Source organism: Mycolicibacterium chubuense, assembly GCF_001044255.1.
Classification (GTDB): Bacteria; Actinomycetota; Actinomycetes; order Mycobacteriales; family Mycobacteriaceae; genus Mycobacterium; species Mycobacterium chubuense.
Genome location: NZ_JYNX01000060.1, coordinates 135,615 through 159,751, shown reverse-complemented (window position 1 = coordinate 159,751; position 24,137 = coordinate 135,615). Strand labels below are relative to the sequence as shown.

The window sequence follows — 24,137 nt, the reverse complement described above, 5'->3', positions numbered from 1 at the left end:
GCGGTTCGACTCATCGCTGACATGTCGGACACCACCAGGTGCGCCGGCGCTCCGGGTCGTTGGCCACCTCGGCGACCACCCGCACCGTCGTGCCGCATCGCAGGCAGGGCCGGCCCGCCCGGCCGGCCACCCAGTGCTGCTCGCCCTTGCGCCGCACCCCGGTGGTCACCTGCATCGCGCCCGGGACGGTGGCTGAGTGCCGCAGCGCCCGCGCCCCCAGTTCGAGCAGTGCGACGACGTCGACCCGGCCCACCGGTGTCCATGGGTCGTGCCCGCGCAGGAAGCAGAGCTCGTTGGCCCACAGGTTGCCGAAGCCCGCCACGCACCGCTGGTCGAGTAGAGCGGCCACGAGCGGACGTTCCGGGTCCGCGGTGAGCCGGCGCGCCGCCTCGGCGAGATCCCAGTCGTCGCGCAGCGGGTCGGGCCCGAGGTGCCCCACACACTGCGCCTCGTCCGAGGACCGGACCAGCTGCACCACCGGCAGTTTCACGCCGTAGGCAGCCGGGCCGTCGGTGCGCAGCAGCACCCGCACGTCGGGCATCACCGACCTGGGCAGCCAGCGTCCGGTGGCCGACACGGTCCACGATCCCGACATCCGGAGGTGCGTGTGCAGGGTCAGGTCATCGGAGAGCCGGGTCAGCAAATGCTTGCCGTGGGTGACGTGGGACAGCACCGTGCGCCCCGCGAGGTCGTCGGTCGCATGCGCGGGCACCCGCAGCTCGCCGCGCTCCAGGGTGCGGCCGCGCAGCGCGTCGTCCAGGCGGCGGGCCAGGGCGTAGACCGTGTCACCCTCGGGCACGTCGGCTCAGACGATGCCGGATTCGCTCGGCTCTTCGCGGGCGGGCCGGCTGGTGAGGTGTTCGAGGACGCCGGTGATGTCGAGGATCCGCTGCAGCTGGGGGGGCCGATTGTCGAGATGCAGATGCACGCCGGCGGTGGAGGTCCTGCGGTGGATCAGCAGGAGGCCCGACAACCCGGCCGAATCGCAGAACGTCAGCTCGGTGAAGTCGAGGTGCAGATCGGTGACCGCCGGACCGGCGAGCGCCTCGGATACGGCTGCGATCAGCTCGCCGGTGCTCTGGTAGTCGAGGTCGCCGCCGACGCGCAGCGTCAGGGCCGTGCCGGCGATGTGGGTGATCAGCGTCAGGTTCATGCACTCGCCGCCTCGTCGATCGTGGCCGGTCGCAGCGCGCTGCGGGCCGCGGCCAGCAGGCGCTGGGCCCGCGGGAACTCGGACAGTTGCGTCGCCAGCGACTGCAGCGCCGGATGCAGCGAGGCTGCCGGGACACCGCGGGCGGTGAGGATGTCGGCCGTCCAGGTGACGAAGTCGGCGAACAGCGCGTCGTCGTCGGTGTACAGGGCGGTGGCGAGGAAATCGACGATGTGCGCGATGTCCTCCACCGTGCGCTGCCGCTGCTCCTCGGAGTAGTCCTGCATCGCGGGGAACTGCTCCTCGAGTTCGACGATCGTCGCCTTGACCAGCTGACCGGCCGTGCCGCTGACCATCGTGTACTCCTGGTCGACGAGGTGGGGGAGGTCGTCGATGGGTTGGTGCGGCCGTCCGGCGGTGTGCCGGGGCATCCCCTGCTGTAGGTGAGCGGCCGCGGCCCGGGCATCGGGCGCCCAGCCGTCGGCGCCGAGCAGCCGCGCGAACCGCCCGTCGGCACCGAACGCGGCGCCGCCCGCCAGCACCGGGACCCCGGCGGCCTGACACGCGGTGATCGCGGCGTGCGCGGTGGGCAGCCGGGTCGGGATCATGCACGACAGCGCGACTGCGTCGGGGCCGGTCTGGTGCAGATGGGCGATCAGGTGCGGCGTCGGCACCTGCGCGCCGAGGAAATCGACCTGCCAGCCACGCAGCCGCAACACCTCGGCGAGCAACCGGGCCGGCAGCGCGTGCCACTCGCCGTCCACACACGCCACGGTGACGCGGCCCGCTGACGCCGTGGGCCGGCAGGCGGGGTGGTGCGCCAGCGCGGCGATCACCCGGTCGTTGATCGCGGTCGCCACGTGCTCCTGGGCGACGGTGATCCGGTTGGCGGCCCACTCCGCACCGACCCGCTGCTGCACCGGGGCGATGACGTCGAGCAGGATCTCCTCGCACGGGGTGCCGGCGTCCGCGGCGGCGAACACGGCGCCCACGGCGGCGTACTCGTCCCCGTCGATGATCGCGGTCCAGAGCTGTTCGGTCGTGCTCATGCTGATGCGGTGTACCTCCCGGCGGTGTGCCCGTCGACCGCGCTGAGGTGTGTTCGGCGCGGAGCGGTGATCGCCACCACCGCGATGTCGTCGTGTGCCTTGCCGTATACCCACTGTGAGGCGAGCATCATGATCCGCTCGACCACGGCTTCGGCGGGCATGCCGACACACTGCCGCAGCGCCGTCTTGAGCCGCTCCTCACCGAACATGTCGGCGCCCAGCGGGCCGCCGTGCGCCTCGGTCACCCCGTCGGTGTAGAGCAGGCACGTCTCGCCCGGGGCGAGTGCGGTGTCGAAGGTGCGCGACTTGATCTCCGGCAGCGCACCGACCAGGGTGCCGCGGGTGTCGGCCTCCTCGACGCGTCCGTCGGCGCGCACGATCAGCGGCGGCAGGTGGCCTGCACTGGTCAGGCGCAGGTGCACCTGCCCCTCGCGCCGGGACACCGAGGCCAGCACCAGCGTGGCGAACCGTGCGTGGTCACCGGACAGCAGCGCGCTGTTGAGCAGCCGCAGCACCCCCGCGTGATCCTCGGCCAGCGGCGCGAGTGCCTGCAGGGTGTTGCGGATCTTGCCGGTCACCACGGCGGCTTCCAGACCCTTGTCGCAGACGTCGCCGAGCACGACGAGCGTCTCGTCCTCCGGCGTCTCGGCCGGATGGACGTCGTAGAAGTCGCCGCTGACCAGATGGTGGTCTTCGGACGCGCGGTAACCGCCGGCCAGCTCGATGCCGTGGAAGCGGTGCAGCCGCGGCGGCAGCAGGTCGCGCATCAGCGTGTTGGTGATCGCGGCCTGCTCGCCATAGAGGCGGGCCGCGGACAGCGCGGTGCCGGCGCGTGAAGCGAAGAGCCGGGCGAACACCTCCTCGCCGTCGCTGAACGCCATCTGGGAGCTCTGTCGCAGCAGGACCAGCGCCCCCGCCGGCACCCCGTGACCGGGAAGCGGAGTGATGACGATCGAGCCGACGGGACCGCGGAACGACGACGGGATGAGCCAGTCGGGGACCGTGGCGGGATCGATCCACCGCGACGGGACCGGCGGGAAGCCGCGCAGCGCCTCGCTGAGCCCGGCGACGAGGTCGGGTTCGCCGTCGATGACCCGCTGCTCGACGGTTCCGTCGGGGCCGCAGCACACCAGCGGGATCCGGCCGCGGTTGGCGGGGGCCACCACGACGGCGGCGTCCGCGAGGTGGCGGGCCGCCATGCTCGCGGTGGCCTCCATGCAGCGGTCGACGTTCAGCGACGCCATCAGCTCCGTCGACGCCTCGTCGAGGAACGTGGCCCGGTCGCGTTCGCGGGTGACCGCCTCCTGGGCCTGCAGCAGCGCCCGGGCGGTGTCGATGAACAGCCACCACGCGGCCTCACCGTCCGGCAGCCGGATCGCGCGCGCCTCGACGTCGCAGCCCTGGACGGTTCCGGTCACGGCGCGGGGTGCGGTGCCGGTGCCCAGATCGGCATGGGCCGTCGCGAGCCACGACGGCAGCGCCTCGTGCAGCGCGGTACCGGGCGCGGCGGCAGGAAACAGTGCCCGGGCGGCGGCGCTCGACGCGCGCACCGTGCCGTCCGGGCTGATCACCACGACCGGGTGGGGCACGGTTTCCCAGGCAGCATCGGGCGACACGGCTATGCCGAGGGGAGCGTCCTCGCGCATGACGGCCTTTCCGATCGACTTCTTTGCCACTCTACGCAGGGCCGGTGTGGCGGTGAACAATTGATTTGCCCCGACGGCGCCCGCCGGACCACCCTGGGGGAAGTGAGCCCCGCCCCCAGTACCGCACCCCCCTCGACGCTAACTCATGATCGGCCTCGTCCGGCCATCGTGACGGTTCTCACCGCAGTCGCGATCATGTTGGTCGCCGCCAATCTGCGCCCCGCGGTGGTGGCGGTGGCTCCGCTGGTCGGCGACATCAAGTCGGCGACGGGCTGGAGCAGCGCGGTCACCGGTCTGCTCACCACCCTGCCGGTGTTCGTCTTCGGTCTGGTCGCCCCGCTGGCGCCGCGCTGCGCCGCGCGCTTCGGGATCGAACGAACCGTGTTCGCCGCGCTGGCCGTGCTGATCGTGGCGACCGCGGTGCGCCTGATGCCGGCACCGAGTGCGCTGTTCGCCGGCTCCGCGCTGGCCGGCGCCGGGATCGGCATCTGCAACGTCGTGCTGCCCTCGCTGATCAAACGCGACTTCCCCGACCGGTCCGGCCTGATGACCGGTCTGTACTCGATGACGCTCTCCGGCGGCGCCGCCGCGGCGGCGGCCCTGACGATCCCGATCAACGACGCGCTGGGCGGCGACTGGCGGATGGCGCTGGCCAGTTGGGGTCTGTTCGCGGTGCTCGCGCTCGTCGTCTGGGTGCCGCAACTGCGCCGGGTGCACCGCGTCGAGGTCGGCCACGCGCCGGCATCGCTGTGGCGTAACCCGATCGCGTGGGCAATCACGGTGTTCATGGCGGCGCAGTCGCTGATCTTCTACACCTTCACCGCATGGCTGCCCGAGGTGCTGATCGACCGCGGTATGTCGGCCGGTGGCGCCGGTGCGGTGCTGGCGCTGGGCCAGGTGGCGGGGTTGTCGATGTCGCTGCTGGCCCCGATCGTGGCCGGCCGCTTCGCCGATCAGCGGGCGATCACGCTGCTGGCACTGGCGGTGACCGCGGTCGGCTTCGTCGGACTGCTGTGCACCGGCTTCGCGCCCACCCTTTGGGTGATGCTCGTGATGGCCGGGCCGGGGGCGTCGATCAGCCTCGCCCTGCTGTTCATGGTGGTGCGGAGCACGTCGACCGCCCAGACGAGCCAGGTGTCCGGGATGGCGCAGAGCATCGGATATGCGCTCGCCGCCGTCGGTCCGGTCGCGATCGGTCTGCTGCACGACCTGACCGCATCCTGGACCGTCGCGATGGCGGTGCTGGCGCTCGCGCTGATCCCGCAGACCCTCTCGGCGCTGCTCGCCGCGAAGAACGTCACCATGGACGCCCATCAAAAAAGCCGGTGACCGTCCAGGTCACCGGCTTTGACGGGATGCTCGCGTCAGCTCTGAGCGGTCTCGTAGCGTTCGGCGACCGCCAGCAGCTCGTCACGGATCGACGAGTCGGGCAGCGACCGGATCCGTGCGTAGAGGCGCCGCCGGTCTCGGGCGAGCTTGATATTGGCGCGGAACTGCGCGACAGACATGGTGCGTGTACTCCTCGATCGTGTCCCCGGGTTTCGGGAACGGGTATGGGGTTGGCCTGCTCGGAAGGGATCGCCCTCCAGCAGGCACAACGGCCCATGCTCCCTTGTTAATTCCAGGTAAATCAACTTCGCTGAGTGTGAGTTCACCGACTGTGAGCGCGATCACCAAGTTTGCTGACGGACGATCAGATCGCCATCTCCTCGAGCGCCGCCTCGGACTCCTCGAACAGGACCGCTTCCGCCCTCTGATAGATGCTTCTCGCCTCCTCCGGACTGTCGCCCACCGCGGTCATGCCCAATCGGCCCAGCTCGGTGAGGCAGCTGATCATGTGGAACACCACACCGGTCCTGCGGGCCTGGTCGAAGTGCAGTCCGTGCGTGACGACGATGTCGAAGAGGTCGACGCTGGTGAGCGCCTTCAGGCGTTCGTCTTCGAGATGGTCGGTGGCGACGAGGTACTTCGGGCTGCCGTGCGGGGTGACGAACACTCCCCGCTCGCCGTCGTAGCTGCCGTCGGTCAGGAACTGCAGGGTCAGGAACGGATGGGTGGTGCCGCCCTTACGGAGGTTCAGCTCGATCGCGTAGGGCGTCCACATGCCGTCTTCACCCTGCACGACGACGAAATCGACGGCGAACCTGCCCAGCACACCCAGGCCGGCGAGGCGACGCCCGATCACCATCGCGGGCTCGGCGATGGCCGCAGCGTAGTGGGAGTCCGCCGGAAAGATGCAGCCGAGGTAGCGCTGACCGCTGGCGCCGCCGAGCATCTGGTCGTGGGTGGACAGCAATTCGACCGAACCGTCGGGCAGCGCCCGCATCTGGACGCTCGGACTCGTCAGCGTGACGCCGCTGATGCGTTCCTCGACGATCCCCCCGTGTGTCCGGAAGGCCGTCAGATACGTCTCGACGGAAAGGTTCTCGGACTCGGGCCGCAGCGAGAGGATGCGGTCGGTGATCGCCGCCGCCTCGTCGGGCGAACCCGGAGAAGGCAGGTTGCGGAGGTCGACCATCGCGTTGCCGGCTCCGGAGACACCCTCGTTGAGTTTCACGATCGCGTACGTCAACGTCGGGCGCCGCGTCCGCATGCCCTGCACACCGGCGACGATGTCGTCGACGGTGTGCAGGTTCTCGGCTCCGACCGGGCATCGGACCCCGAGCTCGTCGAACAGTCTCCGGCACCCCGTCTTGCTTCCGAGGTCGGCGAGTCGCGGATCGGCGCCGTACATCGGAATGCCCAGGGACAGAGCGACATCGCGCTCGAGCGTGGTCGTGTTGTACGGGATCAGGTGGCTGCGCGCCCGGTTGGGCAGCAGGGATCTGATCTGCCGCAACAACTTCGGCCGCTTCAGCAGCTTCGCGCTCAACGGCACCGGTGTCGCGTCGTTGACCGAGATCAGCGTCAGCCGTCGGCGGGCATGGCTGGGGATGACGCCGGGCAGCAATCCCAGGTAGTACTCGACGATCGGTTCGGCGATCGGCTGTGAGGTCACGTAGATCATCTGCAGTCTGGACTGGCGCAACAACAGGAGCAGGAACAGCGACCGCTCCTCGAGAGCCTGCATCGCCGTGCCACTGCCCGACGTCGATGCCAGGCTGATCGACGGCACGACGACGACCGTTTCGTCGGGCATGTCGAGGCGTATCGACTCCCACACCGACGGCATCGCCCGCTGGAGTTCGTCGAAACGCCGGTAGCGTTCGTCCTCGTCGAGCTCGGACAGTGTGCGCTCGGCGACGTTCGGTGTCGTCATGATTGCTCCCCTTCTGATCGTTCTGGTATCTGAACGATGTTGTGCACCCGCACTATTCGGCTGAAGCCTTTGAGCCGCAGGTCCCCGACGGGTTCGGAGACGCAGGAGAGGTGCTCGACGCCCGCGAGCACGCGATCGGTGGCGAGCACCTGCCACGGGCCGGCCTCACCGCACAGCCGCGCGGACAGGTTCGTGACACTGCCGATCGCCGAGTAGTCGAACCGGCCCTCGAAGCCGATCCGGCCGAGTGTGGCGTAGCCCTGCGCGATCCCGAGACCCACCGCGAGATCGTGGCCGATCCGCTCCCAGCGGGCCGCAAGTCCGCGGACAGCATCCCTGATGTCGAGCGACATGCGTACCGCGCGTTCGGCGGCGTCGTCGCACGGGACCGGATCGTTGAAGAACACCATGATGCCGTCGCCGGTGAACCGCTCGAGCGTGCCCTCATAGCCGTGCACCAGCGCACCCATCGCCCGGTGGTATTCGCCGAGCACCTCCATGACCTCTTCTGGAGCGCTGGTTTCGGCGAAGGGAGTGAAGTTGCGGAGGTCGGCGAAGACCACGACGATCTCCCGGCGGTGGCTCTGCAGCAGGCTCTCCTCGCCCAGCACGACATCGGCCAGCTGCGGAGACAGGAAGTACCGCAGGCGATTAGCGCGCTCCAGCTCGGCGACCTGACCGGCGACCCTGGCCTCGAGCTCGGCATTCCAGGCGGCGAGTTCCTGCGCCTGCCGGCGGATGGTGTCGTGGTAGCGCTTGATGCGCGCCAGCGACGACACCCGGGCGAGAAGTTCGCTCTGGTCGAACGGTTTGGTGACGAAGTCGTCGGCACCTGATTCCAGGGCGGCCAGCCGTTGCTCTCTTCCACTCGCGGTGATCATCACGACGGGCAGGAACTCCGTGTCCGGATTGGCGCGGATGCGCCGGCACACGGTGTGCCCGTCCATGTCGGGCATCACGATGTCCAGCAGCACGATGTCGACATCGCTGCGCTCCAGCAGCGCAAGAGCTTCCGCACCCGACGATGCGGTCAGCACGCGGTGGCCGCGTGGGGTCAGAACGGCGTCCAGGAGCCGCAGATTCACCGGCTCGTCATCGACCGCGAGCACTGTCACCGGATCGTCCGTCACCGTTGTCTCCGTTCTCCGAGGATCCGGCTCAGCGCGGTGAGGAGCTCATCCCTGCTGACCGGTTTGCGCAGATAGGCGTCGGCGCCCAGGGCGAGCGCGCGGGGGCGGTCGTCGATCACCGAGGCGACCACGACGGGCACACCGGCGGTCGCCGGATCCGCCTTCAGCTCCGCGAGGACGTGCCAGCCGTCGAGCCTCGGCAGTTTGATGTCGAGGACCACCCCGGCCGGCCGGACCCGGCGGATCAACTCGAGCGCTTCCACCCCGTCGTGCGCTCTGAGAACGCGTGCCCGGGATCCGCGCAGATAGGCCTCCAACAGATCCAGCGACGCGCGGTCGTCGTCGACGAGCACGACCACCGGCCCTCGCGACGGGGCGGCGACGGTGATCTCGTCGGGAATCGTCGGTGCCGTGGGCAGCACGGGAATGGAGAACCCGAACGTGCTGCCCACGCCGACCGTGCTGGTGAGCCACATACGGCCGCCGAACAGCTCCACGATGCGGCGGGACAGCGTCAGTCCGAGTCCGGTGCCCTCGCCCTTCGAGGGTCCGCGCCGCCCCTGCTGGAACGACTCGAAGATCCGGTCCTGATCCTCAGGGGGGATGCCGATTCCGGTGTCGGTCACCGTGAGGATCAGATCGGCGCCGTCGCTGCGTGTGCGGACCGACACGCTGCCACCGTCGGGGGTGAACTTCACGGCGTTCATCACCAGATTCAGCAGCACCTGTTTGAAGCGCAGCTCGTCGGCGTCGATGACGTCCACCTCGTCGTCGAGTTGGACCGAGACGTCGATCCGGTGGGCGGCGGCTCGATCCCGGACCATCGCGAGGATCTCTTTCACCGCACCGGCGACCGGGAACGTGCTCGGCTCGAGGACCATGTGCCCGGCCTCGACCTTGGACAGGTCCAGGATCTCGTTGAGGAGCTCGAGCAGGTGGCGCCCGGAGTTCCAGATGTCACGCAGGTACTCCTCCTGCTGGGCATTGATCTCTCCGAACATGCCGTCCAACAACACTTCCGAGAAGCCGATCACCGCGTTGAGTGGTGTCCGGAGTTCGTGCGACATGCTGGCCAGGAACTCGGACTTGTGATTGCTGGCGATCTCGAGTTCCCGGCTCCTGGTCTCCAGTTCGCGGTACAGCCGGGCGTTGACGATGGCCAGCGCCGACTGGTTGGCGAAGGTCTCGAGCAGTTCGGTCACATCGGAGGGGAAGTCCCCGGTCCCCCGGCGGCGGATCACCAGAACGCCGACCAGCGTGTCCCCGCGCAGCATCGGCACCGCCAGCACCGAGCGCCATCCGTCGTGAAAGAGGATGTCCAGGAACGCATCCCGCTGTATGCGCTCGAGGTCGGCGATCGCGGAGGGACGCAGCGTTCCGGCGGCCTGGCCGATCAGCAGGGACTTGCGGTCGATGGGGATGGCGCGCAGCTGTTCGAGCAGTCGGCGGCTCGTCCCGACCGTGTCGCGCACGGCGAAGGTTCGGGTCCTGACGTCGTACTCGAGGATCGACCCGCCGTCGGTGCGCAGCGTCGCGTCGCCGAAGCCGAGATTGGTCAGCCGCACCGCATTGCTGACGATGCGCTCGAGCACCTCGTCCAGATCGAGACTGGATCCGACCGCGTCGTCGACCTGCTGCAGCGCTTCGAGCTGTGTCACCTTGTCGGCCAACTCGGACCGCCGCGCTTCCAGTGCCCGCATGAGGTGGATCTGCCGCAGCGCGATCGCGCCCTGGACGGCGAACTCCTCGAGGCGTTCGCGTTCACGGTCGTCGAACGGTGCGACGTCGACGCGCCACATCGACAGCACACCGACGACCTCGTCGTCGGAGAGCAGCGGCGTCGACAGCAGTGTGCGGAACCCGGTGAGACGCTGCAGATCGAGCCGGCCGTAGTCGGCGTCGCCGAGCACATCGGCGACCTGGTGTGTGCACCGGTCTTCGGCCGCACGCCCCACCGTGGAGGACCTGTCGCGGGCGATCGGGTTGTTCGCCAGGTACTCCCGATACTCCTCCGGTGTCGCGCCGGACACTCGCGACAGCCGGAAGCCGTCGCCGTCGACGACGAACAACTGCGCCGCGGTGGCACCGCACAGCCGGGCGGCGTGTTCGACGATGGTGTCGAGCACCGCACCGGGGTCGGCGACGTCGCGGCCCAGTGCGGCAAGGATCTCGCGGCTGGCGGCCGATTGCTCACGGGCAGCACGTAGTTCGTCGTTTTCAGCGCTCACAGGCGTGTCCTCGGCCGGATGGCGTTCGCCCGCTCCACCAGATCGATGCGCTGCCAGAGATCCTCGGCGTCGCGCGCCAGCGTGCGGTAGCACTGTTCGATCCCACGGCGCAGATCACCTTCGGTGAACTCGGTGCCCATCAGCAGCGCGGGCGGAGCCGAGTTCCCTGCGCGCAACCAGCGCAGGGCCGAGGTCAGCACGCGCAGCCGCAACGCCGCGCGGGCCGCCCCCGACTCGATCGGCAGGGCAGACGCGCGGTCGGCCGCGTCGACCAGGGTCTGCTCGCCGACGTCGTCGGGGGAATCACCGTCGAGCAGGATCTCGACGGCCGCGGCTCCTCCCTGCACGTGGTAGGCCGATGCGGCAGGAATCCGGTCGAGCGCCGCCACGGCGCCGGCGCGGTCGCCCGTCCGTGCGCGTTGGCGGGCGAGGCCGAATGCCGCGCTGATGTAGGTGTCGTCGGTCCGCCAGATCGTCTCGTAGTAGCGAATCGCCGCGGCGTGGTCGCCCTGGATCTCGGCGGTGGCGGCCAGCGCCATCTTCGGCGCGAGCTCGCCGGGCAGAGCGGTGAGGACGGCGTCGAAATCCGCATACGCCGCCGCGTCGTCGCCCTCGAGGAGCGCGCACTGACCGCGATACCAGGGGACCCGCCAATCGCCGTCGAGAGCGGGCGTCAGCGTCTCCAGTTGAGTCCGGGCGTCCGACGGACGTCCCAACTCCAGTGCCGCCCGGACCAGGCGCAGTGCCACCTCGACGGAGAACCGCGTCGCCTGCTGCGCGCCGCTGCGCGCCAGGTGCAGCGCGTATTCGAGTTGAGCCGGTGGGGTGCCGCTGGTGGTGGCGAGGACGGCGGCGCCCGGATCGCCCGGGTCGACGACGGGCACCGGCAGAGCCGCGATCACCTCGGCGGGCACCACCGGCGCACGGTAGCCGCCGCCGTACAGTCCGCGCTGCGGACTGAAATGCAGCGACCGCCGCGGCGGAACCGGGGTGCCGTCGGCGGCCACCACCTCGTGCAGCACGCCGGTCAATTGATCGGCCATCTCCGCCATCGAGGGGAATCTGCGCGCGGGGTCGGGGTCGGTGGCCCGCAGGAGGCATCGGTACAGCGATTCGTGCGCGGCGAGGACGGGCACGGTGTCCGGCGCGGGGATGCTGTCCGCGAACCGGCCGTTGTGCCGGGGCAGGTCCATGGCCAGAACCGCCAGGGTCCGCCCGACGGTGTAGATGTCGCTCGCCACGGTGGGCCCGGTCCGGGCGAGCTCGGGGGCCTGATACCCGGGCGTTCCCCAGATCGGGCAGTCGGGGTCGTCCATGGCGACGACGGCGCCGAGGTCGATGAGCTTGAGCTGTTCGTCGGACTGCATGACGTTGTCCGGTTTGAAGTCGCAGTACACCATCCCCATCGCGTGCAGATACTCCAGCGCCGAGGCGATTTCGACGATGTAGGCGACCGCGTGCTCCGGCGGCAGAGGTCCGTTGTGCGATTTCCTGATCTGCTTGAGCGACGTCCCCCCGACGTATTCCATGACGATGTAGCCCACCGGTGCACCGGTGTCGTCGCGGTGCTCGACGAAGTTGTGGATACGGACGATGTTCGGATGTTCCACCTCGGCCAGCGCGAACGCCTCGGCGGCAGCCGCGGCCATTGCGTCGGCGTTCCCTGAGTTGACCAGTCCCTTGAGCACCACCCAGCGGTCGTGGACATTGCGGTCGATCGCGAGGTAGATCCAGCCCAGTCCGCCGTGGGCGATGCAGCCCTGAACGTCGTACTGACCGTGTACCAGGTCACCCCGAACGAGTCGGGGAATGAACGAATATCGGGTCCCGCACCGGCTACAGAACCCCTCAGCGGGTGCGGGTTCGAAGTATCGGCTCCGCGCGACGGGCGCACCGCACTGCGCGTTGCCGCAGAAGCGCTGCCGCTCGGGGACCTGGGGATCGTGGAGAATCGCGGCCGCCGGGTCCCCGCGAGGTACGCGCGGCATCTCGACGATGCCGGCGCCGAGTCTGCCGCGCGACGGTGCCGGTCGGCCGGTGCCGTTCCCCGTCGTCCGGGCTGTGCCGGTCGTTGCCTCTGCCGCCGGCCTCGTCTCGGGGCCGGGGTCCGGCTCGGCCGCCATCACGATCCCTCGTACCTGGCGGCAGGTGGGCCGGGAGACGGTCCCAGTGCACTCAGCCACCGGTCGTAGAGCCGGTTCCAGGTGCCGTCGCGGCGCATGTTCTCGAGCACGCCGTTGACGAAGCGGACGAGATCCTCGTGACGTTTGCCCACCCCGACGCCGTAGGGCTCGACTCCCAGACTGGGGCCGGCGATCTCGACGGTGGGATCCTGCTCGGCGAGCCCGGCGAGCACCGCGTCGTCGGTGCTGATCGCGTCGATCTGGTTCTGCTGCAACATGACCAGACAGTCGGTCCATGCGGTCACACCGATGACGACGGGGCGGGGATTCATCGCGAGCAGGTTCGCCAGCGACGTCGTGCCGGTGGCGGCGCAGACCCGCTTGCCCGACAGGTCCTCAGCCGTGTCGATCCGGGTACCGCGCGGTACGAGAATTCTCTGGTTGGCGACGAAGTACACGGTCGAGAAGTCGACGCTGCGTTTGCGCTCGCAGGTGATCGAGTAGGTCCTGACCACCAGGTCGACCTGTCCGGACACGAGCGCGGTTTCGCGATCGCGTGCATCGACCACCCGCAGGTCGATGCGGTCCGGGTCACCGAAGATGGCGCGCGCGATCTCGCGGGCGACGTCGATGTCGAAACCCTCGATGCGCCCGGTCGCCGGATCACGGAAACCGATCCGGTAGGTGTTCTGGTCCACGCCCACGACGAGCCGGCCCCGGCGGGCGATGGCGGCCATCGTCGACCCGGCAGGCATCGCACCGGCAGGAGGGAGCGGGCCCGGGGACAGACTCGCTTCCCGGTCGCACTGCTCGGCCGCGGCCGGTGGCGCAGCGGTGACGTCGTGCGCCTCCTGCGGCGCGACGGTGACCGGGGCGACCGATACCATCGGCGGGGGAGCAGGTACCGAACCGCACCCCGCCGCCAGGATCGCGACGAGCATCGCGGCGGAGCGGGTGTTCACAGGAACTCCTTCAGGCGCGGCCACATCCCCGCGATCACCGCGGCCGCGGCCAGCGCCGCCGACACCACGACCACCGGCGGGGTCCAGGCCAGGGCGGCACCCGCCGACGACACCATCGCACGCATGGCGGTGCGGGTCGTCTCGATCTCGGCGCGCAATCCGGTTTCGACGACCCCGAACTGAGCGGGGGAGGCTTCGGGATCGGCGCCGATCGCCTGCGCCATCGCGGTGGCGAAGTCGCCGTCGCGGTAGGCGCGCACCTGCTTGTCATGGCTTGCGGTCCAGCGGTGCACCGCGTCCACCGCGGACTGTGGACCCGCCTCCAATTCGGTCAGCAGTCCGCGGATGTCGCCTGCGTACTTCTCCTCGAAAGAGGTGATGTCGCCGCGCGCGATCAGTTCCAGTGTCTCCTCGGTGCGTGCCTGCTGGGCGAGAATTCGTGCCGCCGCGAGGTGTTCGAAGCGTTCGGTACCGACCGCCCGGCCGCGATCGATGTCGCCAGCCGCCAGACGCGTGGCGACGACGAGGAAGACGATCGCCAGGACCAGGACGCCTGCTGCAACGACGAGTCCGATGTTGAACTGGCGGTTCGTCCGGCGCAGCAGCATCCAGGACGCGGCCACGATCTCTGCGACGATGAGGGCCAGCAGCACGATCTCGACCACGGGGCGCGCACCCACCGACGCCTGCTCGGCGTCGAGCGCGTCGAGGCCGCGGTCCAGGATCTGCCTGGCGCCCGGGAGCAGTCCGGTTTGCATGAGCGAGGACGCTTCCCGCATGTACGCCGAGCCGACGGGCGAGTTGCGCATGTTGTTGGCCCGGGCGGCCTCGATCAGACCGGTGTAGGTCGCCAACTGCACCGTGATCTCGGCGACCGCGGTCCGCACGCCCATGTCGGTGGCCCCGGCGGACACATCCCCCAGCGCGGACGCGGCCGCGGCGACGGCTTCGTTGTACCGTTCGCGCATCGCCGGTGTCTGGATCCCGCCCGACAGGAAGGCCGACGCGGCGGTGGCATCGGCCTCCGACAGCGCCGCGTAGAGGTTCTGCGCCGCGAACGCAAAAGGCTCCGAGTACCCAAGCACGTTGTCGTGCGCGGCTATTCGTTGATGGAGCCCGGCGGCGCACACCACCGCGGCGCCTGCGCACGACGCGACGAGCACGAGCGTGACGGCGATGACGAGTCCCGGGGTCGTGCGGGCGAAGCGCCGTAGTCTCGGGACCCGGGAGGACGGCAAGCCCCGGGTGTGAACCAACGCGACGCTCATCGTGCCGGCTCCACGCGAGAACGACTGTCCCGCCACGTCTTTGCGTAAGCAATCACCGCGTGCGGCGGGATACTGTGCCGATGTCCTCGATCGGTCATCGCATCCCTCCCTCGCCTCTGCCGTCAGCGTGTTGGACGGCTCAATCGTCGCGCCGTGCGGCAGAGGTCACACAAGTAGTGCACTACTGTTTCCGCGCGCGGGCGCGCGTTTTCGACTACTTGCATCGGCAGGAACGCGTTCGGAGTCGTCATGTGCGGGCCGGGCGAGCTGTCCTAGTCTGAGCCCATGCGGTTGACGTGGCCGTTGACGGGCCGCGCGGCAGAGATGGGGCTCGTCGAATCCGCACTGTCCGAACCGGCCTCGACCGGGATCGTGGTCAGCGCGGCGGCGGGTGTGGGCAAGAGCCGCCTCGTGCGTGAGGCACTCGACTTCGCCGTCGTCCGCGGCTGCGAGGTCCGCAGGGTGATCGGGACGTCGTCAGCGCGGCGCATCCCGCTGGGTGCGCTCGCCCCGTGGGCCGGTGCCCACGGCGCCGGGGGCGTGCAACTGGTGTGCGGAGTGATCGAATCGCTCGTCGAAGCTCCCGACGATCGCGTGGTCGTCGTCGGCGTCGACGACGTCCACCTCCTCGACGAGGTGTCGGTCTTCGTCTTGCATCAGATCATGCAGAGACGGGCCGCCCGTCTGGTGCTCACGATCCGGACGGGTGAGCCCGTTCCCGAATCGGTGCACGATCTCTGGAAGGACGGCGAGTTCGACTGGCTGGACCTCCAGCCGCTGAGTCCCGGCGACACCGCGTCACTGCTCGAGGCGGTGCTGGGCGCGGCGCCCGACCCCGACGCTGTCGGCCGCCTTCACCGACTCACCCTGGGAAACCCGCTGTACCTGCGCCACATCGTGGAGCAGGAGGTCGGTCAGGGAAGGCTCGCCGAGTATCAGGGGCGGTGGCGGTGGACCGGCGAACCCGTTGTGCCGCAGAGTCTTGTCGAGCTGATCGACACGCGTATCGGCGCGCTGCCGGCTCAGGTCGGCACGGTCGTCGACGCGCTGGCGGTCGGCGAGCCCATCAGTCTGTCGGCGTTGCAGCGGATCGCCGATCCGGGTGCTGTCGAGCAGGCGGACGAACGAGGACTGATAACCGTCGAACGGCGCGGCAGGTCCCTGGAGGTCCGAGTGGCACATCCGCTCTACGGGGAGGTTCGCCGCAGTCGCGCCGCGCCCACCCGGCTCAGACGTCTCCGGGGGCTGGTGGCCGGGGAGCTGGCCGCCGGCGACGACCGCGATGAGGTGCAGGTGTTGGTGCGCCGCGCGGCGCTGAGCCTCGACTCCGATCTGGATCCGGACGGTGACCTGTTGACCGCAGCCGCGCACGCCGCAGTCCGTCTGGCGGACCTGCCGCTGGCGGACCGGTTGGCCGCTGCCGCGGTCGAGGCGGGCGCGGTTCCCGAAGCCCAGTTCATCAGGGCTCATGCGCTGTCGTGGCTCGGTGACGGAAGCGCCGCCGAGGAGGTGCTCGATGCGGTCGACACCACGACCCTCAGCGACGATGCCTTCGCCAGGTTCACGTACTACCGCGCCAGCAACATGCTCTGGGCCCTTGCCGAACCCGAGCGAGCCGAGGCGATCGTCGACCTCGCGGCGCACCTGACGAGCGATTCGGCGCGCCGCTGCGTCGCCGCCTTCAGGACCGTGCACTCCTTCGCCACCGACCGTCCCGCAGCGGCCCTCGCCGCCGCCGAGCACATCGTTCTCGAGGAGTTGCCGCCGGTCATCGGCGCCGAAACGGCCTGGGTGCTGTCCAACATCTACGGGGACGCCGGCCGCACCGACGAGGCGCTGGCGGTCGGCGAGGCGGGGCTGGCGATCGTCCGGAGCTCCGACGCTCCCCACCTGGCCTACAACATCGTCGACGCTCAGGTCGGCGCGCTGTTGATGGCCGGCAGAATCGACGAAGCCCTCGGCCTGGCCGAACGGGGCCGCGTTCAGGCCGAGGATCTGCCCGGGGCGGCGCATCTGCTCGGTACGGCGATCGCGGGCCGCGCTGCCCTGGGTGCCGGACGCCTCGACGTCGCCCGCGACATGCTGGGACGCTCGGCGACCGCGTTGTCGGCCACCGGATATGCGCTCGGCTGGGGATATCGCTACTGCCTGCCCCACGCGGTCACGCTGGCCATCAGCGGGGACCACGCCGGCGCGGCCGAGGTACTCGCGTCCCTGGACCGGCGGCGGCGACCGTTCCGCGCGCTGGACGATGAGACGAGTGTGGTCCGGGCGTGGGTGGCGGCCGTTCAGGGCGCGGTCGGCGAGGCCGTCACCCTCCTGCGGGAGGCTGCCCGCACCGCCTCATCGCGTGGTCGATTCGCCGTCGAGGTGGCCTGCCTGCAGACGGCCGCGCAGTTGGGCGATCACACGTGCGCGGCGCGACTGAGCGAGTTGCCCGCTCTCGTCGAAGGCCCGAGGGCCGGGGTTGCGGCCAGGTTCGCGGCGGCGCTGCGCGACGGCGACGGAGAGGGGCTCGGCGCAGCGTCGGACGCATTCGAGGACATCGGCGATCATCTGGCCGCCCTCGACGCGGCGGCGCACGCGGCAGGAGCATTCCGGCGCGACGATCGGCGCGGCTCGTCGATGACCTGGACGGCGCGCGCGCAGGCTCTCGCCACGCGCTGCGGTCACATCGAGACTCCTGCGCTTGCGCTTCTGTGCGCCCCGTTGCCGTTGACCGACCGCGAGCGGGAGATCGTGGCTCTGCTCGGTCTGGGTCTGTCGAATCGCGACATCGCCGACCGGCTCGTGCTGTCCGTACGCACCGTCGAGGGCCACATCTACAAGGCGATGATGAAGACGGGTACCGCGAGCCGGGAAGAGCTCGGGGACCTGTTGCGCCCCCGGAAGCCGCGGCCGCCCGACGCCGAGCACGCTTGACCCCGGAAGCGCATTCCTGGTCGTGATCTGGTCTCGATCACAGCCATCACTTCTCGCCTGCGGCGCTCAGGAGATCCACTCGCGGTCACCGGCGCGCGGGCGCACCGCGACGAGCGCCGTGCCGGCGAGGAACAGCGTCGCCGCGAGCAGAGGGAGGCGGCCGCCCGGCGCGAAACCGTTGGCGGACAGCACGGCCAGCGCCAGCGCGCAGGCCGCCGTGCCGGTGTACAGCAGGCCTTCCGCGATCGCGCGTGGTATCGGCACCGCGACCGTGGGGATCGGCGCGGCGACGAACCGGCGCTGCCAGGCGAGCAGTGTCAGCAGACCGGCGGCGACGACCGCCAGCACCAGCTCCCACTCGAGCCGTGCCAGCCACCACGCCCCCGAGCCCAGGGGCGGCTGGGGCAGCAGCCCGGTGGGATAGCCGACGAGCGTCACCACGATCACGGGCAGCATGTGCCACAGGTACAGCGCCATCACGTTCTCGTTGGCTATCGCGAGCACCCTCGGCCAGACGCCCCGCGCGAGCACGCGGTTGAGCACCGGCACGATCGCGAACAGCACCCCGATCTGGACCAGCGCCAGCGCCAGCAGCGCCGCGGATGGCGGAGCACTGTTCTCCACCCGGTCGCCCGGGACCCCGATCATCGCGATCGGATACGGACCCCAGGTGACCAGCGCGGGCAGGGCGAGCGCGGCCACCACCGCCATAGACAGCAAGGTTCGGCGGCGCAGAAGCCCGTCGTGCCAGGCGATCCCGAGCTGGTAGATCGCCGCCCAGCAGAAGAAGTAGTTGGCCATCCGGATCTCCGGATGGTCGGTCGCGATGCCCACCGCGTCCACCACGATCAGGCACGCTCCGAGCGTGACGGGTACCGCGAGACCCCAGCGCCGGTGCGCGGCGACGGCGAGTGGAGTCAGGGCCACCACCATCAGGTAGACAGCCAGGAACCAGAGGTGCATGGCCACCGCCCAGCCGCCCAGCTCCAGCACGGTCCTGCTGATCACCCGCGGGCTGCACATCGACGGACTCGCCGACACCACCGACGCACTCGGCTGTTACGNCGGACGAATCGCCGGCTTCCAAGACGATCCAGCCGCGTGCACCCAGCGCCATCAGCACCCCGATGACGATCAGGACGAAGAACGCGTAGACGCCGGTCGGGCCGAGTACGCGGGCGACGCGGCGGCGGATCCACTCCTGCCGCGCCGCGGTACCGGCATCGGCGGGCACCCGGCCCCACGACACCGCGCTCGCGTAGCCGGCGACGGCGAAGAACACCGGGACCACCTGGAAGAACCACGTGATCCACTGCGTCCACGGCATCAGCACCAGAGGGTTGTCGCGGCCGAACGTCCCGTCGCGGTACGTCATCACCGACAGCAGCCAGTGCCCGATGACGACGAGTATCACCGCCGCCGATCGGTACAGGTCCAGGGCGTGCTCGCGCGGGGGCGAGGCTGCGGTGGACTCGGTCATCGGTCCCCTCCGACTGTGAGGTGCTCCCTTCGGCACGGTAGCCGAACATTCTCAGGCAATGATCAGCGCAAAGCCGAGACGGGCGCTGACGGCAACGTCAGAATCGCACGTGTGAAACGAGTGCTGAGCCATCCGGCGTCGCGCCGCGTCGGCGTGTTGGCCGGCCTGTGCGCGACACTGCTGACCAGTGTGGTGATCGCGCCCACTGCGTCGGCCGACGTGTGCGGCAGCGTGGGCGGTCGATTCGTCTCGGTGAGCGGATGCGGCAACGTCGCCGACGCCATCGCGCCGTGGGTGCCCCCTCCCGCTGCCTATGCGCCGCTGCCCGAGGACTACGTGGCGCCACCTCCGCCGCCCCCGCCCCCACCGCCGCCGCTGCCGAACGTCGACGTCTGCGCCAGCGTCGGTCGCCGGATCAGCGTGAGCGGCTGTGTCTAGGCGACGCGCGGCGGCGCTGTTGGCGCCGCCGGCTGTCGTTGCCTGTGCATTGGCCGGCGCCGCGCCGGCCGCCGCGGAGTGCGTCAGCTCTAACGGCACCACGGTCTGCTCGCAGGGCACCGTGCGCGGCACCAACAACGGGCAGGGACCGGGATCGCTCGACACCGGCCCGGCCTGGCCCTATCCCTGCGAATACGACTGGTACTGCAACGACGGCGGGCTCTCGATCATCTTCACCCCCGGCCGTAACTGACCCCGACAGGAGCACCATGAGCACCTTCCTCACCCGGGCCGCGCTGGCCGCGATCGCACCGGCCGCGACGATGCTGGCCCTCGCGGTCCCGGCGGCGGCGCAGCCGGCGCCGCCGCCTCCGCCCCCGCCGAACTGCACCGCCGCCGACTTGGCCGGCGTGATGGCCGGTGTCACGGCGTCCACGTCGGCCTACCTGTTCACCCACCCGGACGTGAACGATTTCTTCACCAGCCTCAGGGGCAAGCCCCGCGACGAGATGAAGACCGCGGTCGAGGACTACATCGCGGCACGCCCGGACGTGGGCGATGCGCTGCGCGCCATCCGCCAGCCGTCGGTCGACTTCCGTAACCGCTGCGGCTAGCCGTCAGTCGCGCGCCGGCTGCCGCGAAGGCCGGCAGAGCACCACCACGACCGCGCACAGCACCGCGGCGACGCCGAACGCCGCGTTCACGCTGACCGCGTCGGCGGTGCCGCCGAGCACCGCGGCCGCCAGGGGCCGCGAACCGAGGAAGCCGACCAGCCACAGCGCCATGATGCGCCCCCGCAGTTCTTCGGGCGCCTGCTCCTGCACGACCGTGCCGAGCCCGGTCATGGCCCACCCGAAGCCGAGCCCGGCCAGCGCGAAGCCGGCCGTTGCGACCGCTGTGGCCACGGCTGTGGCAGTACCGACGGCGAGCACCGCGCAGCCCGCCGCCAGCCCCCACAGCCCGAGCCACGACACGAGGTCGGCCCCGATTCGGCCGCGCAGCAGCGCCAGCACCGCCATCCCGATCGCGGCGCCGACCCCGAACACCGCCGAGAGCATGCCGACCAGCCCGGGGCCGCCCCCGAGTGCGTCGGCCACCGACGGGGTCAGCGTGATCGACGAATCCGACGCGACGCCCACCACGGTGACCGCGATCAGCGCCAGCAGCAACCGGCGGTCGCCCAGCGCGTACCGGACCGCGACCCGCACCCGGTAGTCGGCGCCGGAGCGGCGCGGCGGCGGCGCCGGGAAACGGACCACGATCAGGAAGACGGCGAAGACGAGGTGCAGCCCGGCGCTCGCCGCGAACGCGGCGGCCGGCCCCAGGTGGGCGGCCAGGTACGCGCCCGCCGCGGGACCCACGATGCGGCCGATCGTCATCGGAATGCTGTTGAGCGCCATCGCGGTGGACAGTTCGCCGTCGCGGATCAGGCTCGGCACGATGGACTGCATCGCCGGACCCCCGACCGCGAACCCGAAGCCCACCAGCAGCGAGCCGAGCAGCACCGCGATCGCCGCCGCGGTGCCGTGCACCGACGGCGCGGTGAACAACCACCCCGCCACCAGCCCAGAGCCCGCGACGCAGAACACCCGGCCGAGCAGGATCTGCCGGGCCGGGTTGCCGGTGTCGGCCCACTTCCCGCTCGTCGGGGTGAGCAGCAGTTGCGGCCCGAACTGGACGACACCCACCATGCCGACCATCAGCGCCGAGCGGGTCGCGTCGTAGATCACGATCGCCGCGACGATGCCGTGGGTCCAGACCGCGACGACGGAGAACATCTTGCCCCAGAAGAGCGCGCCGAACACGCGGTCGAACATCAGCCCGACCGCGCCGCGGGTCCGCGGCCGGTGGTCGAGTGCGTCGTCGCGCGCAGACCTCACCCGATCTGCATAGCACAGGGACATCCCAGGTCCCGACGGTCGGGCTGTCCGCTGAGCGAAATCGCCAGGGAGAAAATGATTTTCGACGTAACGCGGCGGTCCCGCCCGTCGATACACTGAGCGGCGCCGCGCCCGATGTGGGGCGTGCTCACCCCGCGATCGTCATCGCATCACCGCCCCCTATCCGAGGAAGCTCGCCGTTGATTCGCCCGACCGCGCAGGTCACCCCCGCGCAGCCCGCTCGTGCCGTGGGTCGTCGCGCCGCGCTCAAGGCTCCCCTGCTGGCTGCGGCGGCCATGTCGCTGTCCCCGGTGCCGCGCGCGGCGGCCGAGGCTGCGCGCTGGTCGCCCGAGCGTGCGAACCGGTGGTACGAGGCGCAGGACTGGCTGGTCGGGGCGAACTACATCCCGTCCAACGCGGTGAACCAGCTCGAGATGTTCCAGCCGGGCACGTTCGACCCGAGGCGTATGGACGCCGAGCTGCGGCTGGCGCGGCTGGCCGGCCTGAACACCGTGCGGGTGTTCCTGCATGACCAGTTGTGGATCCAGGACCGGACCGGGTTCGCGCGCCGGCTCGGCCACTTCGTCGACATCGCGGCGCGCAACGGCATCAAACCCCTGTTCGTGCTGTTCGATTCGTGCTGGGATCCGCAGCCCCGGCTCGGACGCCAACCTGCGCCCCGCCCCGGTGTGCACAACTCCCGCTGGGTGCAGAGTCCCGGCGCCGAGAACCTCGACGACCGCCGCTACCGGCGGGTGCTGCACGACTACGTCGTCGCCGTCCTCACCCAGTTCCGCCACGACCGCAGGGTGCTGGGCTGGGATCTGTGGAACGAGCCGGACAACCCCGCCCGCCAGTACCGCGACACCGAGCGCCGCGACAAGATCGATGTCGTCGCCGACCTGCTGCCCCAGGTGTTCCGGTGGGCCCGGTCGGTCGATCCGGACCAGCCGCTGACCAGTGGGGTGTGGGACGGCCCGTGGGGTGATCCGCGAACGCGCAGTGTCATCGCCGCGATCCAGCTGGACAACTCCGACGTGGTGTCGTTTCACAGTTACGCCGATCCGGTCGAGTTCGACGCTCGCATCACCGAGCTCACGCCGACGGGGCGGCCGCTGCTGTGCACCGAGTACATGGCCCGGTCACTGGGCTGCACGGTCGAGGGCATCCTGCCGATCACCAAGCGCCGCAACGTGGGTGCCTACACCTGGGGCCTGGTGGCCGGCAAGACGCAGACGTACTTCCCGTGGGATTCGTGGGACCGGCCCTACGACGCCAAGCCCCGGGTCTGGTTCCACGACCTGCTCGAGTCCGACGGCCGGGCCTATCGGTCCGGCGAGATCGCCACGATCCGGAACCTCACCGGGCGGCCGCGCCCGAGCTGACCGTCAGCGCGCCTTCCAGTCTGGGCGGCGCTTCTCCCGCCACGCCGTGATGCCCTCGGCGACGTCCTCCGTCGCACCGGCGACCTTGCGCATCACCTCGCCGAAGCGGACCGATTCGATCCAGCCCATGTCGGCGGTGCGCCACGCGACCTCCTTGGTCGCCCGCTGGGCCAGCGGTGCGGCGCGGGTCAGCGTATGCGCCCAATCCCGGGCGGCGCCCGCCAGGTCGGCGGGCTCGACCAGCTTCCACACCAGACCCACCTCCTTGGCGCGCTCGGCCGTCATCGGCCGGCCGGTCAGCAGCAGTTCCATCGCATGGGCCCACCGGATGCGCTGCGGCAACCGGATCGCGCCGACGATGGTGGGCACCCCGATCGAGACCTCGGGGAACGCGAACGACGCCTCGGTGCTCGCAATCACGAAGTCGCAGAACAGGATTCCGGTGAGGCCGTAGCCGATGCACGGACCCTGCACGGCCGCGATGGTCGGCTTGAACAGCTCCATCCCGGATTCGAAGGAGTTGATCGTCGGCTTCTCCCAGAACGTTCCGCCGAATGTGCCGACGGCGCCCTCGCCGTCCTTGAGGTCCGCGCCGGCGCAGAAGACCCGGCCGGTGGAGGCGAGGACGCCGACCCACGCGTCCTCGTCGTCACGGAACCGGTTCCACGCCGCGTTGAGGTCCTCGCGCAGCGCGCCGTTGATCGCGTTACCCGCCTCGGGGCGATTCAGGGTGATGGTGGCGACGTGATCGTCCAGTTCGTAGGTGACCAGGCTCATGGCGCCACCTTAGGGTCACCCGCCGCGCTTCTCCGCCGACAGGAACGCCGCGGTGTCGTAGTAGGTGCGGAACGCGGTGATGGCCTCGTCGTCGCCCTCCAGGACGCTGACCCCGTCGTAGCGGAAGGCCGTGCCGTCGCGCAGCGTGCCCTCGGAGTTCCACTCCAGGAACGCGATGCCGTCGTCGCTGACGGTGTGGGAGAACGACGATTCCAGGTCGTCGAACACGTCGCGGTACTGCGTCCAGAAGGTGCGCGCCCCGTCCTTGCCGTGCTGGCCGTGCGGGATGCCGGCCTTGTCGAGCGTGGCGTCGTCGGCGAAGAGTTCGACCAGCGGCTCGACATCGCGACTGTCGTGCAGTTCACCGAGGGCGGCCACAAAGCGTTTCGTCAGTTCATGCATGGTGTGTGGCCTACCCGCGCACGACCCGCCTACGCGCG

The 24,137-nt window shown here is 70.2% G+C and carries 21 protein-coding genes and 2 pseudogenes; 7 read left to right on the top strand and 16 right to left on the bottom strand.

Annotated features, from left to right (window positions below; all coding sequences use genetic code 11):
* Positions 1-10 precede the first annotated feature (10 nt).
* The 4 genes from MCHUDSM44219_RS21525 to MCHUDSM44219_RS21510 are packed head-to-tail and all read right to left on the bottom strand — an operon-like array spanning position 11 to position 3,845.
* Positions 11-799, bottom strand: a complete 789-nt coding sequence (locus MCHUDSM44219_RS21525) for a DNA-formamidopyrimidine glycosylase family protein (RefSeq protein ID WP_048420266.1) — start codon at positions 797-799, stop codon at positions 11-13.
* Between the two features lie 6 nt (positions 800-805).
* Positions 806-1,153: an STAS domain-containing protein gene (locus MCHUDSM44219_RS21520; RefSeq protein WP_048420265.1), complete on the bottom strand. Its 348-nt coding sequence runs from the start codon at positions 1,151-1,153 to the stop codon at positions 806-808.
* Positions 1,150-2,199 carry a cobalamin B12-binding domain-containing protein gene (locus MCHUDSM44219_RS21515; RefSeq protein WP_048420264.1) on the bottom strand — a complete coding sequence of 350 codons (1,050 nt, stop codon included), beginning with the start codon at positions 2,197-2,199 and terminating at the stop codon, positions 1,150-1,152. The genes MCHUDSM44219_RS21520 and MCHUDSM44219_RS21515 overlap by 4 nt, the downstream gene beginning before the upstream one ends.
* On the bottom strand, positions 2,196-3,845 hold the full coding sequence (locus MCHUDSM44219_RS21510) for a PP2C family protein-serine/threonine phosphatase (protein WP_048420474.1): 1,650 nt from the start codon (positions 3,843-3,845) through the stop codon (positions 2,196-2,198). Before MCHUDSM44219_RS21510 ends, MCHUDSM44219_RS21515 begins: the two co-directional genes overlap by 4 nt.
* 195 nt (positions 3,846-4,040) lie before the next feature.
* Here MCHUDSM44219_RS21510 and MCHUDSM44219_RS21505 point away from each other — a divergent pair, with 195 nt between their 5' ends.
* Positions 4,041-5,174 (top strand): CynX/NimT family MFS transporter, encoded by a 1,134-nt coding sequence (locus MCHUDSM44219_RS21505; RefSeq protein WP_082162342.1) that lies wholly within the window; start codon positions 4,041-4,043, stop codon positions 5,172-5,174.
* 35 nt (positions 5,175-5,209) lie between these two features.
* On the opposite strand, the gene MCHUDSM44219_RS30395 is transcribed toward MCHUDSM44219_RS21505, so the two are convergent.
* The 7 genes from MCHUDSM44219_RS30395 to MCHUDSM44219_RS21475 form a co-directional block, all read right to left on the bottom strand.
* Positions 5,210-5,353, bottom strand: coding sequence for a hypothetical protein (locus MCHUDSM44219_RS30395; protein ID WP_165762002.1), 144 nt, complete (start codon positions 5,351-5,353; stop codon positions 5,210-5,212).
* Between the two features lie 185 nt (positions 5,354-5,538).
* A complete protein-coding gene (locus MCHUDSM44219_RS21500) occupies positions 5,539-7,104 on the bottom strand; it encodes a peptide ligase PGM1-related protein (protein ID WP_048420262.1) in 1,566 nt (521 codons plus the stop codon).
* Positions 7,101-8,234, bottom strand: a complete 1,134-nt coding sequence (locus tag MCHUDSM44219_RS21495) for an adenylate/guanylate cyclase domain-containing protein (RefSeq protein ID WP_048420261.1) — start codon at positions 8,232-8,234, stop codon at positions 7,101-7,103. Before MCHUDSM44219_RS21495 ends, MCHUDSM44219_RS21500 begins: the two co-directional genes overlap by 4 nt.
* Positions 8,231-10,462 carry an ATP-binding protein gene (locus MCHUDSM44219_RS21490; RefSeq protein WP_048420260.1) on the bottom strand — a complete coding sequence of 744 codons (2,232 nt, stop codon included), beginning with the start codon at positions 10,460-10,462 and terminating at the stop codon, positions 8,231-8,233. The genes MCHUDSM44219_RS21495 and MCHUDSM44219_RS21490 overlap by 4 nt, the downstream gene beginning before the upstream one ends.
* Complete coding sequence (locus tag MCHUDSM44219_RS21485) at positions 10,459-12,585, bottom strand: serine/threonine-protein kinase (RefSeq protein WP_082162317.1); 2,127 nt, start codon at positions 12,583-12,585, stop codon at positions 10,459-10,461. The genes MCHUDSM44219_RS21490 and MCHUDSM44219_RS21485 overlap by 4 nt, the downstream gene beginning before the upstream one ends.
* Positions 12,585-13,526 (bottom strand): glutamate ABC transporter substrate-binding protein, encoded by a 942-nt coding sequence (locus MCHUDSM44219_RS21480; protein ID WP_048420472.1) that lies wholly within the window; start codon positions 13,524-13,526, stop codon positions 12,585-12,587. The genes MCHUDSM44219_RS21485 and MCHUDSM44219_RS21480 overlap by 1 nt, the downstream gene beginning before the upstream one ends.
* Positions 13,527-13,543: 17 nt before the next feature.
* The gene (locus tag MCHUDSM44219_RS21475) at positions 13,544-14,815 is read right to left on the bottom strand and encodes a GlnX family signal transduction membrane protein (protein ID WP_109777883.1); all 1,272 of its coding nucleotides are present in this window, start codon (positions 14,813-14,815) and stop codon (positions 13,544-13,546) included.
* A 285-nt stretch (positions 14,816-15,100) separates the two neighbouring features.
* Here MCHUDSM44219_RS21475 and MCHUDSM44219_RS21470 point away from each other — a divergent pair, with 285 nt between their 5' ends.
* Complete coding sequence (locus MCHUDSM44219_RS21470; RefSeq protein WP_048420259.1) at positions 15,101-17,737, top strand: helix-turn-helix transcriptional regulator; 2,637 nt, start codon at positions 15,101-15,103, stop codon at positions 17,735-17,737.
* A 66-nt stretch (positions 17,738-17,803) separates the two neighbouring features.
* On the opposite strand, the pseudogene MCHUDSM44219_RS21465 reads toward MCHUDSM44219_RS21470, so the two are convergent.
* A pseudogene (locus tag MCHUDSM44219_RS21465) lies at positions 17,804-18,733 on the bottom strand (acyltransferase family protein); the annotation flags it as partial.
* On the opposite strand from MCHUDSM44219_RS21465, the pseudogene MCHUDSM44219_RS31290 reads away from it, so the two are divergent.
* Positions 18,699-18,801 (top strand): annotated as a pseudogene (locus MCHUDSM44219_RS31290) (adenosylcobinamide-GDP ribazoletransferase); the annotation flags it as partial. The pseudogenes MCHUDSM44219_RS21465 and MCHUDSM44219_RS31290 sit on opposite strands and share 35 nt — an antisense overlap.
* A gap of 1 nt (position 18,802) precedes the next feature.
* On the opposite strand, the gene MCHUDSM44219_RS31285 reads toward MCHUDSM44219_RS31290, so the two are convergent.
* Positions 18,803-19,217 (bottom strand): acyltransferase family protein (locus MCHUDSM44219_RS31285; protein WP_236695540.1); only part of this gene is annotated, 415 nt, incomplete at its 3' end.
* Positions 19,218-19,370: 153 nt separating this feature from the next.
* On the opposite strand from MCHUDSM44219_RS31285, the gene MCHUDSM44219_RS21460 reads away from it, so the two are divergent.
* The 3 genes from MCHUDSM44219_RS21460 to MCHUDSM44219_RS21450 are packed head-to-tail and all read left to right on the top strand — an operon-like array spanning position 19,371 to position 20,269.
* The gene (locus tag MCHUDSM44219_RS21460; RefSeq protein WP_048420470.1) at positions 19,371-19,655 is read left to right on the top strand and encodes a hypothetical protein; all 285 of its coding nucleotides are present in this window, start codon (positions 19,371-19,373) and stop codon (positions 19,653-19,655) included.
* The gene (locus MCHUDSM44219_RS21455; protein ID WP_236695539.1) at positions 19,648-19,908 is read left to right on the top strand and encodes a hypothetical protein; all 261 of its coding nucleotides are present in this window, start codon (positions 19,648-19,650) and stop codon (positions 19,906-19,908) included. The genes MCHUDSM44219_RS21460 and MCHUDSM44219_RS21455 overlap by 8 nt, the downstream gene beginning before the upstream one ends.
* A gap of 16 nt (positions 19,909-19,924) precedes the next feature.
* Positions 19,925-20,269: a heme-binding protein gene (locus MCHUDSM44219_RS21450; protein ID WP_048420258.1), complete on the top strand. Its 345-nt coding sequence runs from the start codon at positions 19,925-19,927 to the stop codon at positions 20,267-20,269.
* Between the two features lie 3 nt (positions 20,270-20,272).
* Here the strand turns inward: MCHUDSM44219_RS21450 and MCHUDSM44219_RS21445 are convergent, their stop codons facing one another.
* The gene (locus MCHUDSM44219_RS21445; RefSeq protein WP_236695556.1) at positions 20,273-21,472 is read right to left on the bottom strand and encodes an MFS transporter; all 1,200 of its coding nucleotides are present in this window, start codon (positions 21,470-21,472) and stop codon (positions 20,273-20,275) included.
* Between the two features lie 311 nt (positions 21,473-21,783).
* Between MCHUDSM44219_RS21445 and MCHUDSM44219_RS21440 the strand changes: the two genes are divergently transcribed.
* Positions 21,784-22,920: a glycoside hydrolase 5 family protein gene (locus MCHUDSM44219_RS21440; protein WP_048420256.1), complete on the top strand. Its 1,137-nt coding sequence runs from the start codon at positions 21,784-21,786 to the stop codon at positions 22,918-22,920.
* A gap of 3 nt (positions 22,921-22,923) precedes the next feature.
* On the opposite strand, the gene MCHUDSM44219_RS21435 is transcribed toward MCHUDSM44219_RS21440, so the two are convergent.
* Both MCHUDSM44219_RS21435 and MCHUDSM44219_RS21430 read right to left on the bottom strand, forming a co-directional pair.
* Complete coding sequence (locus tag MCHUDSM44219_RS21435) at positions 22,924-23,697, bottom strand: enoyl-CoA hydratase/isomerase family protein (protein WP_048420255.1); 774 nt, start codon at positions 23,695-23,697, stop codon at positions 22,924-22,926.
* Between the two features lie 15 nt (positions 23,698-23,712).
* Entirely contained in the window at positions 23,713-24,099 is a 387-nt protein-coding gene (locus MCHUDSM44219_RS21430) for a nuclear transport factor 2 family protein (RefSeq protein ID WP_048420254.1), read from the bottom strand.
* Positions 24,100-24,137: the final 38 nt, after the last annotated feature.

What these genes read in the sequence shown, in the direction of transcription:
- MCHUDSM44219_RS21520 (WP_048420265.1), bottom strand. Translation starts at nt 1,153, where the DNA reads ATGAACCTGACGCTGATCACCCACATCGCCGGCACGGCCCTGACGCTG.
- MCHUDSM44219_RS21515 (WP_048420264.1), bottom strand. Translation starts at nt 2,199, where the DNA reads ATGAGCACGACCGAACAGCTCTGGACCGCGATCATCGACGGGGACGAG.
- MCHUDSM44219_RS21510 (WP_048420474.1), bottom strand. Translation starts at nt 3,845, where the DNA reads ATGCGCGAGGACGCTCCCCTCGGCATAGCCGTGTCGCCCGATGCTGCC.
- MCHUDSM44219_RS21505 (WP_082162342.1), top strand. Translation starts at nt 4,041, where the DNA reads ATGTTGGTCGCCGCCAATCTGCGCCCCGCGGTGGTGGCGGTGGCTCCG.
- MCHUDSM44219_RS30395 (WP_165762002.1), bottom strand. Translation starts at nt 5,353, where the DNA reads ATGTCTGTCGCGCAGTTCCGCGCCAATATCAAGCTCGCCCGAGACCGG.
- MCHUDSM44219_RS21500 (WP_048420262.1), bottom strand. Translation starts at nt 7,104, where the DNA reads ATGACGACACCGAACGTCGCCGAGCGCACACTGTCCGAGCTCGACGAG.
- MCHUDSM44219_RS21485 (WP_082162317.1), bottom strand. Translation starts at nt 12,585, where the DNA reads ATGGCGGCCGAGCCGGACCCCGGCCCCGAGACGAGGCCGGCGGCAGAG.
- MCHUDSM44219_RS21480 (WP_048420472.1), bottom strand. Translation starts at nt 13,526, where the DNA reads ATGCTCGTCGCGATCCTGGCGGCGGGGTGCGGTTCGGTACCTGCTCCC.
- MCHUDSM44219_RS21475 (WP_109777883.1), bottom strand. Translation starts at nt 14,815, where the DNA reads ATGAGCGTCGCGTTGGTTCACACCCGGGGCTTGCCGTCCTCCCGGGTC.
- MCHUDSM44219_RS21470 (WP_048420259.1), top strand. Translation starts at nt 15,101, where the DNA reads ATGCGGTTGACGTGGCCGTTGACGGGCCGCGCGGCAGAGATGGGGCTC.
- MCHUDSM44219_RS21450 (WP_048420258.1), top strand. Translation starts at nt 19,925, where the DNA reads ATGAGCACCTTCCTCACCCGGGCCGCGCTGGCCGCGATCGCACCGGCC.
- MCHUDSM44219_RS21445 (WP_236695556.1), bottom strand. Translation starts at nt 21,472, where the DNA reads ATGTTCGACCGCGTGTTCGGCGCGCTCTTCTGGGGCAAGATGTTCTCC.
- MCHUDSM44219_RS21435 (WP_048420255.1), bottom strand. Translation starts at nt 23,697, where the DNA reads ATGAGCCTGGTCACCTACGAACTGGACGATCACGTCGCCACCATCACC.
- MCHUDSM44219_RS21430 (WP_048420254.1), bottom strand. Translation starts at nt 24,099, where the DNA reads ATGCATGAACTGACGAAACGCTTTGTGGCCGCCCTCGGTGAACTGCAC.